This is a genomic window from Chitinophaga sp. 9-1-y (assembly GCF_059511905.2).
Map to the genome: position 1 here is coordinate 8,105,319 of NZ_CM197955.1, position 22,347 is coordinate 8,127,665.

Below are 22,347 nucleotides of genomic sequence, written 5' to 3' on the forward strand. Positions count from 1 at the left end.
TGCAGTTATTTGGACGACTGTTTTTCTAATTTTTCCATTCTTTCCATCAGCGATTGCAATTGTTTTTTCAGGTCGTTGTTCTCTGTTTGCAACTGTTCGCTGGTTTGTTTTATTTTTTCATTCTGCTGATGGAGTTCCTGCACACTTTTGAGTAGTAAACCCATGGCATTCATCATATCGAAGCGATCATGATTTTTTCCGGAGATAATTTCCGCTTCATCATCTGCGATAATACCCACTACTTTTTTCCCTGGATTCTTTTTATACTCGAACTCTCTTATTTTAAAATGATTAATGATATCGGTCGCGTTGCCGGTATAATCATTAATGTTTTGTTTCAGGGATCTTAGAGAAGACTGATAAAATCCTGTAGAAGTAATGGTGTTAGTAGAGCTAATCGCTACACTGGTAGTTGCGCCTGCGGTAGTAACGCTTTGGAGGGTAGGTACGGCCGTTGAAACAGTTTGCCAGGTGCCATCACCTCTCAGGAAGGTGGTGTTGCTGGCGGTGCCCGTACCCAATCTCGCCGGTGCTATTGTTCCGGTAGTTATTTTGGCGGCATCGAAGGCAGTCAGCGTGGTGGCAATGCTTCCCGTTATTGCGCCACTCCCTGTTACTGCACCGGTTAAAGTGAGTGTATGCGTATGCGTTGCCGCTGCGAAAGCAGCAGATTTGTCTGCCAGGTACCCGCTTGCATCAGTACCAAGTATGCCAACATTGAGGAGATCGATTCTATAACCTGCATTATCAACCAGGAAAGTTTTAAAGGCAGGAGAGGCGGCGCCGGAACCTCCAATAATGCGTGTAGGCAGGTATAAGTTACCCGTTTTATTAACAGATTGTACTACGCCGGTACCGCTCACGTATCCTAATTCAATAGCGCTTCCGGTACCATCAGAAGTTGGTGAGGGGGCTCCCTGGAACCTTCCTGCACCTGCCCATTCCTGGTTCCCTGTTGCACCTAATCTGGCTATTTGCGTGGTGCCACCATACCACTTAAATCCCATTGAAGTGATGGAAGTTGGCACTGCCTGCCAGATATGATTACTCTCTACACCCAGGGCGAAGTCTGTTGAGCTGGAGGCAATACCACCGTAAAGCATTATTTTAGTACCGGTACTACGTGTGGTAAATGTTGGGGGATTTACACCACCGTTGCCGAAAGCAACATTATTTGCGGTTGCCTCATTTAATAAAATCTGACCACCGGTATAATTCAACATCGTGGGAGATAAAATCAACTGCCCGGTTGTTGCTATTCCTTTGGGTATCAATATCACATTACCACTGTCGCTTACCAGGTGTATATCAGGATTTAAGGCACTGCCTTTACCTACATAACCGCTTCTGGTGGTATTATTATTTTCAAAAAAGCCTATCCAGGACAAATTGCTGTTACCCACACCAGTGCCGGTAATGCCAGACCCATTACCCGCTCTGAAGCCATATGGCATTGTGATAAGGCCCGTATTTCTGTTCATTACCATAGCGGTGCCTTGTAATGCACCAGCATCTGTATACCGGAATAAAATTAGATCTGAACCTGTTAAATTGCTGCCTGTTTCGGTGTTCATTAGTCCCATGGACCATCTTAATTTGCCGGGCACAAAATCACCGTTGTAAAGCCTGATGCTTTGAGATCCGGGTGTAGCTGCGGTAGTGGGATTTAGCCCTGCCAATGTATTTGCTACACTGTTGCCTGAAATCCAGCTGTTGGCTACTTGTGCGGAGGCAATTCTGTCCTGTATATAACTGGTGCTACCAGTAGCGGGAGCTGCGCCAATGTCGGTGGCTGCCAGTGTTCTGGTGGTAACTGCTGTAACGTGACCGGCACTGTTAGTCGTGAAACTGGCCAATACATTACTGCCGGTTAACGTGGGGGCAAATACGGTTCCTGGTGTATGGTTGGCAGTTGTAAATACAGGATTACCTGCGGCAACAGGAATTTGAGAGAAGTTGGTAACACCTGTGGAGCGCGTTATGCTCATTGGAGTAGATAACAACTGACCATTGTTATCAGCCGCCTGCAGGAGCAGATCATTTCCCGTGTTTCCTGTGTTTTCTGCATTTGCTCTGAGAAATCGCCATCTTAAATTTCCGCCAGCTACAGAGTTGCCTTCAAACATCATGAAGTCGCCGGAGGTAGTGGCTACAGGAGCATATGCTGCAAATCTGTTGGCGGCAGCAGCGCCGGAAATCCAGAAATTACTGGAAGGCTGTATGGCAGTAGCCTGATTTTGTATGTAATTGGCAGCACCAGTTGCTGGTGCATAGGCCGCAGATTTATCTGTCAGATAACCGCTGGCATCTGTGCCTAATAATCCCACATTGGAAAGCATGGGGAATTTGTAGCCGGTACCATCAATAATAAATAACCGGCCAGTGCTGGTATTGCCTCCTTGTAGTACCACTGGTGTGTAGATGTTATTGGTACGGTCAAATCCGTTGAAATAAGCCATTCCTCCGCCAAAGTATATTTCAGCGCCTGTTCCTGTGCCGCCCTGGGTATAGCCTTTAAACCGGCCCATGTTACTCCATTCCTGCACGCCTGTGCCATCCAGGCGGGATAGCAATGTGGTGCCTGCGTACCATTTAAAGCCAGATGTAGCCGCAGTGGTAGGAACTGTTTGCCAGAGATGATCGTTTTCCACACCAATTGCGTAATCTGTTGATGTGGCAGTTATATTATCAAACAGCACAATTTTAGTTCCCACACTACGTGTGGTAAATGCGGGTGGATTAATACCAATTTTCCCAAATGAAATGTTGTTGGCAAGCGGGTGGCTTAATGTGATTTGTCCACCGGTATAATTCGCTATCGTAGGGGATACAATCAGTTGCCCTATGACACCGGTGCCTTTTGGAATCAATATAACATTACCGCTATCACTGGTTAAATGAATATCTGTTGTGGTAGCACTGCCTTTACCAACGTAACCACTTCTATTTGTGTTGCCGTTGTCGTAAAAGCCCAGCCAGGAATAATTGCTACCTGCGGCGCCACTACCGGTTATACCGGAGCTGTTGGCGCCTCTGAAGCCATTATTCAGGTTCACGATCCCGGTAGCTCTGCTGATCACCAAGGGAACGCTGATGACGCCACCATTGTTATCGGCATATCGTTGAATGGAGAAGTCGGCGCCTGTGTTGCCGCCACTTTCTGTTTTGGTGAGTAGTACCGTCCATCGGATGTTTGTATTTACAGGAGAGGTGCCCGAGTAGAGATCCCAATGTCCATCGCCTATATTACTGGCGGTTTTAAGGCTTCGCATAATGCCGGCGTTATTAATCCAGAACGTGCTGTTAGCCTGTGGAGCAGCGCTCTGATTTTGGATGTAGTTAGAGGAGTTACCTGCCGGGGCAGCAATGCTATACTGCTGGCCATATTTCCTGTAAACGATATTATCACCGGAACGATAAATAGTATCTACACCACTTAATCCGGGTAATGTGCTTAAATCCAGTGTATCTTGTCCGGAGATAGCAATCTGGCTGTTGCCAATTTTTTCCAGTCTGATTTTTTTGAATTCGGTACGCCCCCGGCCTTTGTTATACAAAAAGCCGGAAATACCCTGGGTCCGGTTTTCAAGGATGAGTTCTGCAGTGTCGCATACATTGTAGATACGAACACTATCGGCACGGATCTGATAAACTTGTTGTCCATTACTGACGAAAACAATCAATAATCCAATGAAAGTTAGAATAAGGTTTCTTATCATGTTGCTGTGGGTTTGTACGGGCAATAGGGATTCGTTATTTGTTGGCGGTTGTTAAGGTAATAGGGTGCACTCTCCTTTGGGATAAGTTGGTTCAAATATATAAACATTATCGTTAATGATTTAGTGCATAATCGTGCTATCAGGTCATTTTTGCAGCTACAGTAAAAAGGTGTAGTGACAGGCATAGTCCTTATTGCAGGGTGTGCGCATACCTCCCGGGAATGACAATGCATGGTGGTTGCAGCAGGTCATTGACAAGTGAATAAAAAAGGTATCCAGGATGCTTGTTGTTCTCTCACAAACCGCTCCCCTGCCTGCTTTTACCCCAAATATCAAGGATATGTTAATTGATGTAGATAAATTGCGAAATCCCCGTAAAATCTCTCCCAAATCACCAAATTTATTCCTACTTTTACAGGCCTTGCCCAGAAAGCTGTAAAACTGACACCTTGACAGTCTTTCCTCACAAGCACAATATTTGAGTAATCAGGATGCCGTCTATCCAACTGACTAAGCCCGCCGCCTAAGTGCCACAGGCTGGGGAAGCAGGAAATATCAACTGATAATGAACTCAGCCTGGATGGGGTTAGGTTACAATAAAATAGAAATCGTAATTCGTAATTAAACATTTAACATGTTAGGTTTTTTATCAAAGCTATTTGGAGGGAATAAATCAGAAAGGGATATTAAATCCATCGCTCCAGTGGTGCAGCAGATTAATGAGGAGTACGAAAAGCTACAATCCCTGTCAATAGATGATCTGCGCCGTAAAACGCAGGATTTCCGCGCGCGCATCGCCGAACATCTCGCCGGTATTGATAAAGAAATAGCGGATAAGCAAACCGCTGCAGACGAAGAAGAAGATGTAACCGCAAAAGACGCCATTTACCAGGAAATAGATACACTTAAAAAAGACCGCGACAAGCAACTGGAAGTAGTACTGAAAGAATTGCTGCCTGCGGCTTTTGCCGTTGTAAAAGAAACTGCACGCCGGTTCACTAATAACACCACTCTTACCGTAACCGCTACTGAACTGGATCGCCAACTGGCCCTGAAAGGGGATTACGTGAGCATCCAGGGCGATAAAGCAATCTGGCAAAACAGCTGGAACGCTGCCGGCAGCCGCGTTACCTGGAACATGGTACACTACGATGTACAGCTGATTGGTGGTACCGTATTACACCAGGGTAAAATCGCAGAAATGGCTACAGGTGAAGGTAAAACCCTCGTATCTACCCTGCCTGCTTACCTCAACGCATTAGCCGGACAAGGCGTTCACATCGTAACCGTGAACGATTACCTGGCTCGTCGTGACTCTGAGTGGAACGGCCCCCTCTTCGAATTCCTCGATATTACAGTAGACTGTATCGATAAACACCAACCTAATACGGCCGAACGCCGCAACGCTTACCTGGCAGATATTACCTATGGTACCAACAACGAATTCGGCTTTGACTACCTCCGTGATAACATGGTACACAATCCCGATGAAATGGTACAGCGTAAACATCACTATGCCATGGTGGATGAGGTGGATAGCGTATTGGTGGATGATGCCCGTACACCATTAATCATTTCCGGTCCTATCCCCCGCGGAGAAGAACAGGAATTCCACGCACTGAAACCACGTATCGAATACCTGGTGGAAATGCAGAAGAAATCGGTAAACCAATACCTGCAGGAAGCTAAAAAGCTGATTGCGGAAGGTAAAGATGATCCGAAGACTGGTGGTCTGGCCCTGATGCGCGCCTGGAGAGGCTTGCCAAAGAGCAGCGCCCTGATCAAATACCTCAGTGAAGCCGGTAACCGTGTTATTTTACAGAAAGCAGAAAACTACTACCTGGCAGATCAGCAACGCGAAATGCCTAAAGTAGATGAAGGCCTGTTCTTTGTAATTGAAGAAAAACAAAACAGCGTAGACCTCACCGATAAAGGTATTCACCTGATCACACAAGGTGGAGAAGATGCTAACTTCTTTATTCTGCCAGACGTAGGTTCTGAATTGGCAGAAATTGAAAAACTGTCAGTTTCTCCTGAAGAAAAACTGCAGCAGAAAGATGTATTACTGCAAGACTTTGCCGCTAAGTCAGATCGTATCCACTCCGTACAACAATTATTAAAAGCCTACACTTTATTTGATAAAGACGTAGAATACGTTGTAATGGATGGTAAAGTGAAAATCGTAGATGAGCAAACAGGTCGTATCCTCGATGGACGCCGTTACTCCGACGGTTTACACCAGGCCATTGAAGCCAAGGAAAATGTGAAAGTGGAAGCCGCCACCCAAACCTTTGCTACCATTACCCTGCAGAACTTCTTCCGTATGTATCACAAGCTGGCCGGTATGACCGGTACCGCTTCTACAGAAGCTGGTGAGCTGTGGGAAATCTACAAACTGGATGTGGTAACCATTCCTACTAACCTCCCCATCTCCCGTATTGATGCGGAAGACCTGGTATATAAAACCAAAAGGGATAAGTATAAAGCCGTTATCGATGAAATCAAGCAATTACAGGCAAAAGGACGCCCGGTACTGGTAGGTACTACCTCCGTGGAAGTATCCGAGTTGCTGAGTAAAATGCTGACTTTCGATAAAGTGCCACACAACGTATTGAACGCTAAACAGCACGCCCGCGAAGCACAGATCGTAGCGGAAGCAGGTTTGCCTGGCGCCGTAACCATCGCCACCAACATGGCGGGTCGTGGTACGGATATCAAGCTCGGACCTGGCGTGAAAGAAGCCGGTGGTCTGGCAATTATTGGTACAGAAAGACATGAAAGCCGTCGTGTAGACAGACAGTTACGTGGTCGTGCCGGTCGTCAGGGTGATCCGGGAACTTCCCAGTTCTTCGTTTCCCTGGAAGATGACCTGATGCGTATGTTCGGTTCAGAACGTATTGCCGGCCTCATGGACCGTATGGGCTACAAAGAAGGAGAAGTGATCCAGCACAGCATGATCACCCGCTCCATCGAAAGAGCACAGAAGAAAGTAGAAGAAAATAACTTCGGTATCCGTAAGCGCCTGCTGGAATACGATGACGTTATGAACAAGCAACGTACCGTGATCTACGCAAAACGTAACCACGCATTGTTTGGCGAACGCCTGGCTATCGATATCGACAACGCTTTCTATGATGTAGCGGAAAACATGGTGAATACCCACAAAGGAAGCGGAGATTATGAAGCGTTCAAAATGGATGCTATCATGAACTTCTCTATCGATACGGCTATCACCCGTGAAGAACTGAATAAAACGGATGCTTCAACACTGGCATCTAAATTATATCACGAAGGAAAAGGTAACTATACCCGCAAAGTAAATGAACTGATCAGCAACACGCTGCCAGTGATTGAGCGTATCTACGAAGAACAGGGTCAACACATCGAAAATATCTCTATTCCGTTTACAGACGGTAAGAAAGGTATTAATGTAATGGCGAACCTACAGAAAGTAGTAGAAACCAAAGGGCTAGAAACCATGAACGCCCTGGAACGCAGCATCACCCTGGCCCTGATCGATGAGTCCTGGAAAGAGCACCTGCGCGCCATGGACGACCTGAAACAATCTGTACAGAGTGCGGTGTACGAACAAAAAGATCCATTGCTGATCTATAAGTTTGAAGCATTCAACCTGTTCAGGGAAATGGATGGTGAAACCAGCCGCGATATCGTTTCCTTCCTGTCTAAATGCGGTATCCCTGTAAATAATAACCAGGCACAGGAAACAGAGCCTGAAATCAGGGAAGCAGTGGAAGAAAAAACAGATATGAGCCGCATGCGTGCCTCTCATGAAGACCTGTTAGACCATAACGGTCATCAGGTCGCCGGCCCGGATTTCCAGACTGCAGAAGAAGTGAAATCAGAGCCTATCCGTCATCAGGGACCACAAATTGGTCGTAATGACCTTTGCCCTTGTGGTAGCGGAAAGAAATACAAACAATGCCATGGTAAGAATGCGTAGTAGAATTACGAATTACGAATTACGAATTACGGAGTTGTGGGAAGATTTGTGAGGATGAGGTAAATGTAGTAAACGCAGATTATATTTTTTATGGGTCGCAGATTTAGCATATTAAAATGCTGAACTGCGGCCCTTTTTTGTTTGTTAATGCCTTGTTCTCATGAAAAAGAATATACTCCTGGATAAGAGCTACTTATTTAGCCTTAGAATAGTGAAAATGTTCCAATATCTGATTAAGAATGGTGTTGAAAGGACCCTGATACTTCAGGTCTTACGCTCGGGAACCTCAGTAGGGGCTAATATTGAAGAAGCCGTGGGGGCTTCTTCACGTAAGGATTTCATTAATAAATTAAGTATATCCTACAAGGAGGCGAGAGAAACCCGTTATTGGTTAAAAATATTAAAAGACTGTCAATTACTTGAGCCTGTGTTGGCTACATCATTAATGACTGACTGTAATGAATTACTTCGCATTATTGGATCAATATAGAAAACAATAAAAGACAAAGAAAATACCATTGATCCTCCATCAAAATCCGCTTAGATCTCCCCCACAACTCCGTAATTCGTAATTCGTAATTCGTAATTCTTTACTTTTGTTCCATGAATATCAATAAATACATAGACCATACTATATTAAAACCTACTACTACACTGGAAGATGTAAAGAAATTGTGCATGGAATGCGTAGAGTACGATTTTGCAGCCGCCTGCGTACCCCCGTTGTATGTGAAGCTGGCCAAACAATTCCTGGGTGCTACCAATACCAAAGTAGCCACCGTAATAGGATTCCCCTTCGGCTATTCTGCAATAGAGGCTAAAGTAGCTGAAACTGTACTGGCCATTGTAGACGGGGCAGATGAACTGGACCTGGTGATTAACATCTCCGCTATCAAAAACAATGACTGGGAATACCTGGAAAAAGAGATTGCCAATATCATGTATATCATCCGGGAAAAGCAAAAAGTAATCAAGATCATTATTGAAAGTGGCATATTATTGGAAGAAGAGATCGTGAAATGTTGCCAGCTATATGCCAAATACGGGGTTGATTTCATGAAAACCTCTACCGGTTATGCAGAAAGAGGAGCTACTGTAGAAGCAGTAAGACTGATGCGGGCTAATTTACCGGCTAACATACAAATAAAAGCTTCGGGTGGTATTCGTACCTTTGTATTCGCCCAGGAGCTAATAGCGGCCGGAGCGACCAGAATAGGAGCCAGTGCCAGTGTGAACATTGTGAAGGAAAGTAAGGACGCGTCAGCGCAATAAATAATTATTCATAGTTAATTATACAGTATTCATGCAAAAGTTATTCATCCTGGTTTGCTGTTTGTTGGGAAGTAGTTGGGCGGCCATGGCGCAAGACAATGCAACAGCCGCCAACGGAGGCGTAAGGGTGGTGAAAGATAGTCGTGTGGATGTGCTGATTAAAAAACAGATCTACATTAACACACTCGCCATCCGCAACCAGTCCGGTTTCCGGGTACAGGTGATTTCCACCAACAAACGCGGCGATGCCAATGAAGCCAAAGCAAAAGTAATGCAGCTTTATGGCGATTATCGTACCTATCTCGATTACCAGGCCCCCTATTTTAAAGTGCGCGTAGGCGATTTTAAAACCCGTGAAGAAGCAGCCGAATTACGGGACAAATTATCCGACCTGTTTTCAGGAGGTGTGTTTGTAGTACCTGCCATTATCAACGTGTCACTGGATAAAGAACTGTCGAATGAAGAACCGTATTAAAGAGCTGGCGAAGGCTTATGCACCGGAATTTACTGCCATCAGGCGGCATTTACATTCACATCCGGAACTATCCTTCCAGGAATTTGAAACTACTGCTTATATACAGCAGCAATTAACTGCCTATGGTGTTCCTTTTCGGGCAGGTGTTGCCGGTACCGGCATCATTGCCCTGATTGAAGGAAAGAACCCCGCTTCCAAAGTAATTGCCCTCCGTGCCGATATCGATGCACTGCCGATTACAGAAGCCAATGAAGTATCTTATAAATCTACCAATCCTGGCGTTATGCACGCCTGCGGACATGATGTACATACTTCCTGCGTATTGGGCGCTACCAAAATATTACATGAACTGAAAGATCAGTTTGAAGGAACGATCAAAGTATTGTTTCAGCCGGGAGAAGAAAAACATCCCGGAGGCGCCAGTATTATGATTGAAGAAGGTGCGCTCGAAAATCCACGCCCCGATGCTATCCTGGGTATGCACGTGCATCCTTCCCTGGAAGCGGGTAAGCTGGGTTTCTGCGAAGGCAAATACATGGCCAGTGCCGATGAAATATATATTACGATCAAGGGTAAAGGCGGCCACGCGGCGCAGCCACATCTGACCGTAGATACTATTCTCGTGGCTTCCCAGCTGGTAGTGAGTCTGCAACAAATTATTTCCCGTAACAATAATCCTTTCTCTCCTTCTGTATTATCCATCTGTGCTTTCAACGGTGGATTTACCACCAATGTTATCCCGAGCGAAGTAAAGCTGATGGGTACTTTCCGGGCGATGGATGAAACCTGGCGCTTTAAGGCACACGAGTTGATCCGCAAGCAGGCCATCGGCATTGCAGAAGCGATGGGAGCTGAAATCGACATTGAAATACTGGTGGGTTATCCTACGTTGTATAACAATGAAGAAGTAACCCGCAAAGCACGTCATTTCGCTACGGAGTATCTTGATGCAGCGCATGTAGGAGATACAGAAATCAGGATGGGGGCAGAAGATTTTGCCTTTTATTCACAGGTAGTACCTGCCTGCTTTTTCAGGTTGGGTACCGGTAATGTAGCCAGGGGAATTACTTCCGGTGTACATACGCCTACTTTTGATATTGATGAACAGGCGATAGAGGTAGGAATGGGTACCATGGCCTATCTGGCAACGCAGTTTTAAGATACTATACATCAAAAAGCCCCGATGAAAATCGGGGCTTTTTTTATTAGATATTTTTTTGAAGAAAGAGGGCTGATTAGAAAATAAGCCCTTACTATATCGATAGAAATTATTGCTTAGCGTGTGTCGCGCTTGTTAATGAATTTGTTTAATGCTGCTGATAGTCCCGCCATACACTTCCAGTGCTTTTAAGCTATCTACTTTGATGTCAGCTACTTTGTAGGTGATATCTTCCATCCGGAGTGCCCCATTTTTCCCCATGGTAATCTTTAAGCTATCCAGGGTATTCTTGCTATTCAGGGAGAGACTATTTTCCTTTTCGCCGCTATAGGTTAAAGACTTTATCTGGTTATTGGTAAGATGAACTTCTGTTTTAGCACCAGCTGTAATTTGCAGCTGCGGCAGGTTGAATTCACTCAAAGAAATATTGCAATAGTTGTTTTGAATGGCTTTTAATGATGGACAAATAAGTGTGATGTCGCCCTGTTTAATCAACGTGACAAACAGCGTATCTCCCGATTGCCGCTTGCTTATACTGTCGTTATGGACCAGCTCAAATTTTTCCCCGTGTTGAATGTTGACATTATTAACACGTTGTGTAATCTGTTCAGTATACGTAGCGCCATCGCCCCTGGTGAGCACTTTCTCCGTGGCTAAATCATCCTGACCATTCCTAAATACGACTACCTGAAATGGGGCAAGTGCATCTTCTTGAATATGTAAGTCAATTGTATCCGGAGTTGCATTGTATTGTTTCTCGTTGGTAATACCTTTACTATAATTCACTCTTAAGAGCGTAGCAGAAAATAGCATCAAAAGCACGAGTATACCAGCAAAACCGATCATTAATTTTTTACTCGTTTTCATATCAGTTGAAATTAGTTTTTTTGAATTTCTCGTAATGAGGTTTCAGTTCATCCACGCTGAGATCCAGCAAATACAGGTTGCGGAAGAAGCTGGGCAGTTCATTACTGATGAATGCTTCTTTTTTAACCTGTCTGATTTTTTTAAGTGCATCAGGGCTGATGAAGTAGCCGATACCTCTTTTATTGTAAATAATTTCCTGTTGCTGTAGCAGCTCGAAGGTACGCATCACGGTATTGGGGTTCACTTCCAGTGAAACCGCCAGTTCCCTCACAGAGGGGATACGTTCTTCTGGTTGCCACTTATGAAGGAGTACCTGCTCGCAGACGTAATCCGCGATTTGTACGTATATGGCTTGTGTTTCTTTGAATTCCATCTCACAAAAGTTTTATATTTCCTGGTCTTTCAATCTGAAATAGGCCAATGTCCAAAATACAGGGGCTAATATAAACCGGACAATAAACAGGTATGTATCTGACAACCAGCGGGGAATGACATAGACAGTAGTATGCCAGCTGATAGGCCCCCCATCCAGTTTAGCTACCATGAAAAAGGGTACAGATCTTTTCCAGAATTCCCCTTGCCAGCCAAAGAGGACCGTAATCAGTACACAATTAATTACATATAGTCCAAACAGAAAGACGAATATGCAGAGCAGGGTTTTAATGAAACTATATTTATGAAAGCAGGTGGCGCCAAACAGGAAGATGGATTGCAGTACAAAGTAAGCGTAGTAGAAATATACTTTTTCGTTCGGGTTACTTAAGAATTTATAATCTCTTTCTATATGGCGGCCTGTCAGAGACACTTGTACCTTTTCAAAGATATTGATAGCCAGGTAGCAACTTACATGATAAAACACGAAGAAACCAATAGTGCTGATAAGAAATGTGGTCAGGAATTTTTCGAATTGTGATGCCGGGAGCAGGAGAAAATCTATTCCTTTTTCTTTATGAGCCAGTTCATTAAAAGATCTGCTGGTGAACAGCAGGCCGCCGGCAAACAAGCCTATATAATAAAATGGAACAACATTACTAGTTTGACGAATCTCGGTATGTGCCAGGGGCATTAGTATGCCAAATGCAGCGGCTAATCCGAGTATCGCTAAGGTTCCCATCAGGTAAAACCGGAGTTGATCTGCGAAGTGCTTCTGCAGGTAAAGCTGCATGCGCTGTAGGTTGAAAACGTTATTTGCTTGCATGAGATATAATTAGTTGAATATTTCCCTGATAGGTTGCTGATTAGTCAATACCGCGTTAAACAAGAGTTCCATGTCGATTTTACTTTGTTCGTTGCCGGTGTTTTTAGTAATAATGGTATGGCCGCGGAGACTACTGTCGGCAAACAATACACCGGAGGTTTCTTCCATACGGCTCACCGTTTTGAAACTCAGTTTATCCGTTACCGTTTGTACATCTTCCCGGAAAATAATTTTATGACCATCTATGATCACAATGCTATCTATCAGGTTGTCGAGGTCACGTACCTGGTGGGTAGAAATGACAATGCACTTATCTTCTGTAACAGCGGCTGCAATTACCTTACGGAACTGGCTTTTGGAGGGGATATCCAGGCCATTGGTGGGTTCGTCCATAATCAACACTTTGGTGTTGGTGGCTAAAGCAAAGCTGATCAGTACTTTTTTCTTTTGACCATAAGACATCTCTGTTAACTGCTGTTCGCGGGGAATTTCAAACTCTTTCAGGTACCTGGAAAAGGCGGCCTCGTCGAAGTTGGGATAAAATGGAGCATAGAGGTTGACGTACTTTTTAACACTCACTTTCGGCAAATAGAATTCTTCGGGTACCAGGAACAGTTCACGGAGAAAGGCGGGTTGCCTTTTGGCGGAGGTATAGCCCATTACCTCGCAGGTGCCGCCATCGGGGAATAGCAGGCCGGCTATTTGCTTCAGGAGAGTAGATTTACCTGCTCCATTTTTTCCGAGTAAACCGTAGATATGGCCTGCTTCCAGTTTTAGTTGCAGGTGCTCAAACAGCGGCTTGTTTTTCCGATAGCTGAATGTCAGGGATTGGATGTTAATCATATCGTGTGATTTAGTGTACTACTTAACTAGTACACTATAAAGATAAGGGAGATTTTAATATTTCAAAGAATTTTTTCGGGAGAGAAAAGATTCGGAAGGGAAAAGCGTAAAGCAGAAAGCAAAAAGCCATTATCGCGAGTGATGTACGCGATAATGGCTTTTTGCTTTCTGCTTTACGCTGTCTGCGCTATTACAGTTCAGGATACAGGGTAAACTGTTGCATGAACGTATTTACTTCACCTCTGATGCTGGTGATGAGTGCTTCGTTATCGGCATCCATCAGCAGTTGGTCGATCCAGTCAACGATCTGGCCCATATGACCTTCTTTCAGGCCACGGGTAGTGATAGCAGGCACCCCTACGCGGATACCGGAAGTAACAAAGGCAGATTTATCGTCGAAAGGCACCATGTTTTTATTCACAGTGATATCAGCTTTAACGAGTGTTTGTTCTGCTTTTTTACCGGAGATATTTTTGTTACGGAGGTCAATCAGCATCAGGTGATTATCAGTGCCGCCTGAGATGATTTCGTAGCCTTTACCTACCAGGCTTTTCGCCATGGCCTGTGCATTTTTCAGGATCTGGTTGGCGTAAACGGTATAATCGTCAGATAATATTTCGAAGAAAGACACTGCTTTAGCAGCAATGATATGTTCGAGCGGACCACCCTGGATACCTGGGAATACAGCAGTATCAATGAGGGAGCTCATCATGCGGGTTTCGCCTTTTGGTGTTTTCAGACCAAATGGATTTTCGAAATCGGCACCCATCATGATCATACCGCCGCGAGGTCCACGCAGTGTTTTGTGAGTAGTAGTGGTAACGAAATGGCAATGTGCAAATGGAGAGTTCAGCAAACCTTTGGCAATCAAACCGGCGGGGTGTGCAATATCCGCCATTACGAAGGCGCCAACTGAGTCAGCGATTTCGCGGATACGTTTATAATCCCAGTCGCGGCTGTAAGCAGATGCACCGCAAACAATCAACTTTGGTTTTTCGCGCTGTGCAATTTCTTCCATCTTATCATATTCTACCAGGCCGGTTTCTTTGTTAACACCGTAGAAATGAGGTTGGTAGAGCTTTCCGGAGTAGTTTACCGCTGACCCATGGGTTAAGTGACCGCCCATGCTCAGGTCCAGTCCCAGTATTTTATCACCAGGTTGGAGGATAGCCAGCATCACTGCCGCATTGGCTTGTGCGCCGGAGTGAGGTTGTACGTTTACATAAGCAGCACCAAATATTTGTTTGGCTCTGTCAATAGCCAGTTGCTCGCTTTGGTCTACAATTTCACAACCTGCATAATATCTTTTGCCAGGATAGCCCTCGGCATATTTATTTGTCATCACCTGCCCCATTGCCTGCATTACCTGGTAGCTGGTAAAGTTTTCAGATGCGATTAATTCAATGCCATGGCGCTGACGCTCCAATTCCTGGCCAATTAAATCAAATATTTGCTGGTCTCTTTGCATGTTGCCCAAATTTTTGGGCAAAATTAAATGAAAGGAGGATGAATAGCAAGCGGAAAGCAGAAAGGATAAGGCAAAAAGCTATAGAAGCGAAGATAGTAGCAGATATTTAATGATCTGTTGCGTGAATCATTTGTGCACGTGGCTTTTTGCTTTCACCTTTATGCTTTCCGCTAAATATAGTATTTTCGCATATTCGAGTGCAATAGTAACATCCTAACTACAACAGATAATGAAGGCAATCATACCCGTGGCAGGGGCAGGCACCAAGCTTCGTCCACATACATATACACAGCCTAAAGCATTAATACCTTTAGCCGGCAGAACCATTCTTAGTATCATTATTGATCAGCTGGTGGATGCAGGCATTACAGAGTTTGTATTTGTGGTGGGGTACCTGGGTGAAAAGATTCAGCACTATGTGGAGAAGAAATACCCGCAATTGACCTGTCACTTTGTACAACAAAACAGTCGCGAAGGCACCGGACACGCATTATCACTTACCCGCGATATAGTAGGTAACGACGAAATACTGATTGTATTAGGCGATACCATTTGTGAATGTGATTTCAAGGAAATCATAGCTTCGCCCTACTCTATGCTGGGGCTCAAGAAAGTAGATGACCCTCGTAATTTCGGGGTAGCAGAACTGGATGAACATGGCAAAATTACCCGCGTAGTGGAAAAACCACAGATTCCTAAATCGAACCTCGCATTGGTAGGACTTTACAAGATCAAAGAAACCACGCAACTGTACGATTGCCTCCAGCGTAATATCGATAATAAGATAAAATCGCATGATGAATTTCAGCTGACAGATGCCCTGGAATGTATGATCGAATATGGCGTACAGTTCAATGCCTTTAAAGTATCCAACTGGTTTGACTGCGGACGGAAAGATACCCTGCTGGAAACCAATGCCATCCTGCTGAAGAAGTATAAACTGGCTAATAACCCCGTATTACCTTACGAAAATACCATCATCATCCCGCCAGTGAGTATAGGGGAAGGCTGTAATATTAAGAACGCCATTATAGGCCCTAACGTGGCCATTGGCGACAATACCGTGATCAACTATTCAATTGTGAAGGACTCCATCATTGGCTCCTTCAGTAACCTATATGAAGTAGTATTGAAATCTTCCCTGATTGGTAGCGATGCCAATATCCGGGGATTGAGCCAAAGCCTTAATATTGGCGATAATACCGAAATAGATTTAGGGTAAGAAAAAATTACGAATTACGAATTACGAATTACGGATTTGGGGGTAGATATCAGCGAAGAATATGCGCTATTGTCTACCCCCAAATCCGTAATTCGTAATTCGTAATTCGTAATTTCGTTTCATGAGTAATCGTATATCTTCTTTATTCAATATTCAATATCCCATTATCCAGGCTGGTATGATCTGGGCAAGTGGCTGGCGTTTAGCCAGTGCGGTTAGTAATGCCGGTGGCCTTGGGCTGATAGGCGCCGGGAGTATGTACCCGGATGTATTGCGGGAACATATACAACAATGTAAAAAAGCTACCAATAAGCCTTTTGGCGTGAATGTACCTTTGTTATACCCGGATATAGACCAGTTGATAAATATTATTTTGGAAGAAGGGGTACAAGTAGTGTTTACTTCTGCCGGCAATCCCAAAACCTGGACACCCGTATTGAAAGCTGCTGGTGTAAAAGTAGTACACGTAGTTTCCAGTGCTGCCTTTGCGTTGAAAAGTGAAGCAGCCGGCGTAGACGCCGTGGTAGCAGAAGGCTTCGAAGCAGGCGGCCATAATGGCCGCGAAGAAACCACCACCATGGTGCTGATTCCGTCAGTATGCGAACAGGTAAAAATCCCGGTGATAGCAGCAGGCGGTATTGCTACCGGAAAGGCGATGGCAGCAGCCTTTGCGCTGGGAGCCTCCGGTGTACAGATAGGCAGCCGTTTTGTAGCAACACCTGAAGCATCTTCCCATATAAATTTTAAGCAAGCGGTGATCAATGCAAAAGAAGGGGATACCATGCTCAGTTTAAAGAAATTAACCCCGGTGCGTTTAATCAAAAACAATTTCTACCAGGCCATCAAGGCTGCAGAAGATAACGGCGCAGATGCTGCGGCCCTTAAAACCTTATTGGGCCGCGCACGTGCTAAAGCTGGTATGTTTGAAGGTAATCTCGAAGAAGGAGAACTGGAAATAGGCCAGGTAAGCGCGCTGATACATGAAATAAAACCGGCAGCGATGGTAGTGGAAGAAATCTGGACCGAGTACCGGGAAACGATACAGCGGTTGGCTGTTAGCCTTTAGCTTTTAGCTTTTAGCAGTTAGCTTTTAGCAAAATGCAGCGGAGATATGGGAATAATCCTCATCATCTTCGCTGCATTTTGCTAAAAGCTAACTGCTAAAAGCTAAAAGCTTCCTACGGCTTCCTCACCACCCACTTTGCGGCTTCTTTCAGCGTAATCTTTTTACCATACATCAGGATGCCGGTACGGTATATTCTGCCGGCTACCCAGGTAGTGCCAATAAATCCCCCTATCAGGCATAGTAGTGAGAGCGCCAGTTGCCAGTAAGGCACCGTGCCGGGAACACCATAAGGCAGGCGGGCCATCATCACCATTGGTGAGGTAAAGGGAATAATACTGCCCCATACGGCCAGCGGACTACCCGGATCCTGCACTGCTTTCATCATGATCATAATGCCAATGATGATGGGCACTGTAACCGGAATCGTTAATTGTTGTATATCGCTGGCATCTTCATTGGCTAAGCTGCCAATAGCTGCATACAGGGAGGAATAGAACAGGTAGCCACCCAGGAAATACAAAATAAAGCAGGGTATAATCAAGCCCCAGGGAATGCTGCCTACCACGTCCCGCATTTTATGAATCATTTCTACCTGGTCAGCATGACTGGCCTGCGCCATAGCACCACCACCCTGTGCAGCGGCCTGCATACTTTCCGGAGAAAAGAATAACGGTATCAGAGAGTAGATGGCTGTGATAAGGATACCCCATATGCAAAACTGCAGGAGGCCTACAGCTGCAATACCAATGATTTTACCCATCATCAGCTGAAAGGGTTTAACACTGGATATCATTACTTCCGCGATACGGCTTACCTTTTCTTCCATCACGCCCCGCATCACAGAGGTACCGAACAGTAACAACACAATGTAGATGATAAATCCGCTGGCATAGCCAACACCATAGGCCACCCAGGAGTTGCCTTTCTTCTCGTCGCGGCCATTTTTGAAGGTAACTTCCACATTGGAGCGTATACCATCCATTTTGGACTGGTCGATCCCCTGCAGCTCCAGTCGTTTTTTTTCAATGATATCGTTGATATCTTTATTGATACTGCTTTCTACTGTAATACTGGCCTGACCGCTGCTATAGAATTCAAATCCTGAAGGGCGGTTGATATCAAACTGTGGAATGTAGAGCAGGCCTTCATAGCCCTGATCTTCATAGTGTTGTTTGAGGCTGTCGATGTTTTGATCATGGAGATATTTGAAATAGGTTCCTTTGGAGTCCGGGAATTTATTATCAAATAAGCCGCTGTTGTCTACCACTGCAATACGTTTGTGTGCTGAAGACGAAGTAGCCAGCAGGATGGGCACAATAATCATGGCTGCAAAGGCAAGCGGCACCAGCAATGTGGTAACCAGGAAGGATTTTTTACGGACGCGGGTAAAAAATTCCCGTTTTATGATAAGCCATATTTTTTCCATAAGTAAGTAGCGTAATCAGGTGAGTGGCACAGCCGCCAGGTTGGCGTTGGCTGTTTCTGTTTGCTGTACCTGGGTGATAAATACCTCGTTGATGGAGGGGAGCATTTCTTCGAAATAAGTAACCGGGATATCCTGGCGGATGAAATGTAGCAGGATATCGTTGGTGGTACTGTCTTCATTCATTTTTACCGTGAATGCTTTGTCATGTGTTTCCACGATGTTGAAGTGCCAGGTGGCCATTTGCGCCGGGTTAGGCATGGTGCCCAGGCCTATTTTGAAGAGGCCCTGTTTAAAGTCCTGTTGTATCTGTTGTACGCTGCCATCCAGTATCTTATGCCCTTTGTTGATGAGCATGATATGATCACAGATTTCTTCTACCTGTTCCATACGATGGGTAGAAAAGATGATGGTAGTGCCTTGTTTGCTGAGATTAAAAATTTCCTGTTTGATCAGGTTAGAGTTGATAGGATCCAGACCGGAAAAGGGTTCATCGAGTATCAGCAGTTTAGGTTCATGTAGGATGGTGGAAATGAACTGCACTTTTTGCTGCATGCCTTTACTGAGTTCGTCTACCTTTTTATGGTACCAGGAGTTGATATCGAACTTATCGAACCAGTATTTGATCTTTTTGGTGGCTTCTTTTTTGGAAAGGCCTTTTAGTTGAGCGAGGTACAGGGTTTGTTCCCCTACCATCATCTTCTTATAAAGTCCTCGTTCTTCGGGCATGTAGCCGATGTGATGTACATCGCTTTCCGGGTTAAATTTCTGGCCGTTAAAAAGTATCTCTCCTTCATCGGGATAGAAGATGCCGGTAATCATGCGTAGTAGCGTAGTTTTACCGGCGCCGTTGGGTCCCAGTAGTCCGAAGATGCTGCCCTGCTGTATATCAAAGCTCACATCATCTACCGCTTTATGGGTTTGATAATGTTTTTTCAGGTGTTTGACTTCGAGTAAGTTCATGGTGAAAAATTAATGATTAATCGGCAATAAATAATCATCAACGTTTGCCTGCTTACTTATCGCAGTTTATCCGCAATGATGGCGGCTACCCGTTCTCCATCCATGGCGGCAGAAACAATTCCGCCGGCATATCCGGCGCCTTCTGCGCAGGGATACAGCCCGGTTACCTGTGGGTGTTCCAGTGTATCATTGTCGCGGGGAATGCGTACGGGAGAAGAGGTTCTCGACTCGGTGGCTACCAGTACGGCGTTTTCCGTGTAGTATCCTTTCATTTTGCGGCCAAAAGCTTTGAAGGCGCCTGCCAGGCGTTGGTGTACTACTTTGGGTAATACGGTGCGCAGGTCGGCGCTTTGCAGGCCTGGAACATAGGAGCAGTCGGGCAAAGAGGTGGACACTTTTTTGCTGACGAAGTCGGTCATTCTTTGTGCAGGGGCAACGAAATTGCCTCCACCGGCAATATAGGCTTGTTTTTCTACGGCTTGCTGGAAATACATAGCAGCCAGAGGACCATGTTTAGCGAAGGGTACGAAGTCGGATTCATCTACGGTAACCACCATACCGGAATTGGCGAAGGGGTTGTTGCGTTTGGAGGGTGACCATCCATTTACCACCAGTTCGCCCGGATCTGTAGCGGCGGGGGCGATAATGCCACCAGGGCACATACAGAAAGAGAATACACCGCGACCATCTACCTGTTCCACCAGGCTGTAGCTGGCGGGTGGGAGGAATTCGCCGCGTGTAGGGCAGTGATACTGGGCGCTGTCGATCAGTTCCTGTGGATGCTCTACTCTCACGCCGAGGGCGAAGGGTTTGGCTTCCAGCAAAATGCCCTGTTGGTGTAACATGATAAAAATATCACGGGCAGAGTGGCCGGTAGCGAGGATGAGGTGTTTGCCTTCGAATTGTTGTCCGGAGGCGGTTTGCACGCCGGTAACGGCGCCATCTTTTATTTGTATGGCCGATACTTTTTGTTCAAAGTGTACTTCTCCGCCACTGTTGATAATTTGCTCGCGCATGGCCGTGATGATATGCGGGAGTTTGTTGGTACCGATATGTGGATGCGCATCGATCATTATTTTTTCTTCTGCGCCGAAGTGAACAAAAATGTTGAGTATGCGGTTAATATCGCCACGCTTATTAGAGCGGGTGTATAGTTTACCATCGGAGTAAGTGCCGGCGCCACCTTCGCCGAAGCAGTAGTTGGAGTCTGGGTTTACGATACCGGTTTTATTGAGGGCGGCAAGATCTCTGCGTCTGGCGCGAACATCTTTGCCACGTTCAATAATAATGGGCTTCAGACCAGCTTCTATGAGTCGTAGTGCAGCAAAGAGCCCTGCAGGGCCTGCGCCTGCAATCAGTACTCTTGGGGCATTGGCCGGGAGTGAAGGATATACCGGATGGGTATGTTGGCGTTCAATGAATGGTTCCTTTACAAACACCTGTAAGGTGAGTACAAAGAATACCTGCCTGGAACGTGCGTCTATAGAGCGTTTCAGTAGATTGAATCCGGTAATATCAGTGGGTTTCACACTCAGTGCAGCAGCGGCATGCTGTATGATATGTGTATGAGAGGCGGCATCTGCCGGCAGTAATTTAAGAGATAGTTGTTGTATCATGCTAGCGGTTAGGTGGTTATCCTAAAACTGTGGCAAAGATATGGAAAAGCGGAAAGCATAAAGCGAAAAGCTATTGAAGAGAATGGCCGGTGCGTATGTCATTTTCGCAACAGTTATTCGCTTCAATAGCTTTTCGCTTTTCGCCTTATGCTTTGTGCTGCTTAGAACGGAAGATCGTCTCCACCGTCACCGGCAGGCATTTGTGGTGCGTTGTAGTTAGGCATTGGGTCTGCGCCTGGAGCAGGTGCTGCCATTACAGATTCCATACGCCATGCGTCCAGGTTGGTGATGTAATTTACTTTACCATCCTTTTCCCATCTGGTGCCTTTAATATTGAAATAAACTTTAACGTTTTCACCTTCATTGAACCGGTCAACAATACCAGTGCGGTCTTGCACCGACTGAAACTTAATGTAGTTATTGATAACACGGCCATTGATATCATCGGACTTCTCGATAACGAACTCTCTTGTCTTAAAAGTTTCGCTACGTTGTACCGTGTTGTACTTCACAATCAGCTTTCCGGTAATTTCAAAACTCATAGAAAAATTATTTTAAATTCAGAAGGGTCAAAGATAAGGTATTCGACTTAGTGCAGGCAAATATTTTTTATTAACCCAGTGCGCGCGGATATAAAAAAATTGTTTCATAATAACTATTACTGAATTCATTTTTTTTAATGGAGATACTAACATAGTTTTGCACCCTCTCCGGAAAAAGTGTGAATATCTCATACTTTACCAGTGAACGATTTTTTTCGGAAGAAGGGATACAATATTATTTTATCAATTATATATCCATATTTATGATAAAAAGGAGAATGAAGAAGATAAGTGTGCTGTTAATCAATAGGGTTCATAGTATTGAAAACCTTGTCACGTCAGGGCTGTAAAGCCACGGCAGTATTGGAATGAGGAGTTTTGGTACTCTGTAATCAGGAGAATATAAACAAGGGTAGATAAATTTTTTTTTTCAACATTTTCTACAGATATTCGTCATCCTGTCTGAAAATTTTTCAACATCCTGCGTTGGGGAATTTCGAATTCGAGAACTAAGCATCCTTAATTAAGAAACAATCTAATTTTTTTTATCTCA

Annotated in this window: 17 protein-coding genes; 7 read left to right on the forward strand and 10 right to left on the reverse strand. The window is 45.0% G+C overall.

Annotated elements, in window-relative coordinates; all coding sequences use genetic code 11:
* Window positions 1-5: 5 nt before the first annotated feature.
* Complete coding sequence (locus AC5ZC7_RS32400) at window positions 6-3,719, reverse strand: hypothetical protein (RefSeq protein ID WP_496161232.1); 3,714 nt, start codon at window positions 3,717-3,719, stop codon at window positions 6-8.
* A 634-nt stretch (window positions 3,720-4,353) separates the two neighbouring features.
* On the opposite strand from AC5ZC7_RS32400, the gene secA reads away from it, so the two are divergent.
* From secA to AC5ZC7_RS32425, 5 genes are all read left to right on the forward strand, one after another.
* A complete protein-coding gene (gene secA / locus AC5ZC7_RS32405) occupies window positions 4,354-7,680 on the forward strand; it encodes a preprotein translocase subunit SecA (RefSeq protein WP_496161231.1) in 3,327 nt (1,108 codons plus the stop codon).
* Window positions 7,681-7,840: 160 nt separating this feature from the next.
* Window positions 7,841-8,170, forward strand: a complete 330-nt coding sequence (locus tag AC5ZC7_RS32410; RefSeq protein ID WP_496161230.1) for a four helix bundle protein — start codon at window positions 7,841-7,843, stop codon at window positions 8,168-8,170.
* Window positions 8,171-8,283: 113 nt separating this feature from the next.
* The gene (gene deoC / locus AC5ZC7_RS32415; RefSeq protein ID WP_496161229.1) at window positions 8,284-8,952 is read left to right on the forward strand and encodes a deoxyribose-phosphate aldolase; all 669 of its coding nucleotides are present in this window, start codon (window positions 8,284-8,286) and stop codon (window positions 8,950-8,952) included.
* A gap of 31 nt (window positions 8,953-8,983) precedes the next feature.
* Complete coding sequence (locus tag AC5ZC7_RS32420) at window positions 8,984-9,427, forward strand: SPOR domain-containing protein (RefSeq protein ID WP_496161228.1); 444 nt, start codon at window positions 8,984-8,986, stop codon at window positions 9,425-9,427.
* Window positions 9,411-10,586 (forward strand): amidohydrolase, encoded by a 1,176-nt coding sequence (locus AC5ZC7_RS32425; RefSeq protein WP_496161227.1) that lies wholly within the window; start codon window positions 9,411-9,413, stop codon window positions 10,584-10,586. The genes AC5ZC7_RS32420 and AC5ZC7_RS32425 overlap by 17 nt, the downstream gene beginning before the upstream one ends.
* 135 nt (window positions 10,587-10,721) lie before the next feature.
* Here the strand turns inward: AC5ZC7_RS32425 and AC5ZC7_RS32430 are convergent, their stop codons facing one another.
* The 5 genes from AC5ZC7_RS32430 to glyA form a co-directional block, all read right to left on the reverse strand.
* Complete coding sequence (locus tag AC5ZC7_RS32430) at window positions 10,722-11,453, reverse strand: hypothetical protein (RefSeq protein ID WP_496161226.1); 732 nt, start codon at window positions 11,451-11,453, stop codon at window positions 10,722-10,724.
* 1 nt (window position 11,454) lies between these two features.
* Complete coding sequence (locus tag AC5ZC7_RS32435; RefSeq protein ID WP_496161225.1) at window positions 11,455-11,826, reverse strand: GntR family transcriptional regulator; 372 nt, start codon at window positions 11,824-11,826, stop codon at window positions 11,455-11,457.
* A gap of 12 nt (window positions 11,827-11,838) precedes the next feature.
* Window positions 11,839-12,651, reverse strand: a complete 813-nt coding sequence (locus AC5ZC7_RS32440) for a hypothetical protein (protein ID WP_496161224.1) — start codon at window positions 12,649-12,651, stop codon at window positions 11,839-11,841.
* A 9-nt stretch (window positions 12,652-12,660) separates the two neighbouring features.
* The gene (locus AC5ZC7_RS32445) at window positions 12,661-13,494 is read right to left on the reverse strand and encodes an ATP-binding cassette domain-containing protein (RefSeq protein ID WP_496161223.1); all 834 of its coding nucleotides are present in this window, start codon (window positions 13,492-13,494) and stop codon (window positions 12,661-12,663) included.
* A gap of 190 nt (window positions 13,495-13,684) precedes the next feature.
* Window positions 13,685-14,962: a serine hydroxymethyltransferase gene (gene glyA / locus AC5ZC7_RS32450; protein ID WP_496161222.1), complete on the reverse strand. Its 1,278-nt coding sequence runs from the start codon at window positions 14,960-14,962 to the stop codon at window positions 13,685-13,687.
* A 229-nt stretch (window positions 14,963-15,191) separates the two neighbouring features.
* On the opposite strand from glyA, the gene AC5ZC7_RS32455 reads away from it, so the two are divergent.
* Both AC5ZC7_RS32455 and AC5ZC7_RS32460 read left to right on the forward strand, forming a co-directional pair.
* Window positions 15,192-16,184, forward strand: a complete 993-nt coding sequence (locus tag AC5ZC7_RS32455; RefSeq protein WP_496161221.1) for a sugar phosphate nucleotidyltransferase — start codon at window positions 15,192-15,194, stop codon at window positions 16,182-16,184.
* Between the two features lie 121 nt (window positions 16,185-16,305).
* Window positions 16,306-17,250: a DUF561 domain-containing protein gene (locus AC5ZC7_RS32460; protein ID WP_496161220.1), complete on the forward strand. Its 945-nt coding sequence runs from the start codon at window positions 16,306-16,308 to the stop codon at window positions 17,248-17,250.
* A gap of 112 nt (window positions 17,251-17,362) precedes the next feature.
* Here the strand turns inward: AC5ZC7_RS32460 and AC5ZC7_RS32465 are convergent, their stop codons facing one another.
* From AC5ZC7_RS32465 to AC5ZC7_RS32480, 4 genes are all read right to left on the reverse strand, one after another.
* Window positions 17,363-18,676 carry an ABC transporter permease gene (locus tag AC5ZC7_RS32465; protein ID WP_496161219.1) on the reverse strand — a complete coding sequence of 438 codons (1,314 nt, stop codon included), beginning with the start codon at window positions 18,674-18,676 and terminating at the stop codon, window positions 17,363-17,365.
* Window positions 18,677-18,691: 15 nt separating this feature from the next.
* The gene (locus tag AC5ZC7_RS32470; protein ID WP_496161218.1) at window positions 18,692-19,636 is read right to left on the reverse strand and encodes an ATP-binding cassette domain-containing protein; all 945 of its coding nucleotides are present in this window, start codon (window positions 19,634-19,636) and stop codon (window positions 18,692-18,694) included.
* Between the two features lie 56 nt (window positions 19,637-19,692).
* The gene (locus tag AC5ZC7_RS32475) at window positions 19,693-21,252 is read right to left on the reverse strand and encodes an FAD-dependent protein (RefSeq protein ID WP_496161217.1); all 1,560 of its coding nucleotides are present in this window, start codon (window positions 21,250-21,252) and stop codon (window positions 19,693-19,695) included.
* Between the two features lie 161 nt (window positions 21,253-21,413).
* On the reverse strand, window positions 21,414-21,794 hold the full coding sequence (locus AC5ZC7_RS32480) for a DUF3127 domain-containing protein (protein WP_291920533.1): 381 nt from the start codon (window positions 21,792-21,794) through the stop codon (window positions 21,414-21,416).
* Window positions 21,795-22,347: the final 553 nt, after the last annotated feature.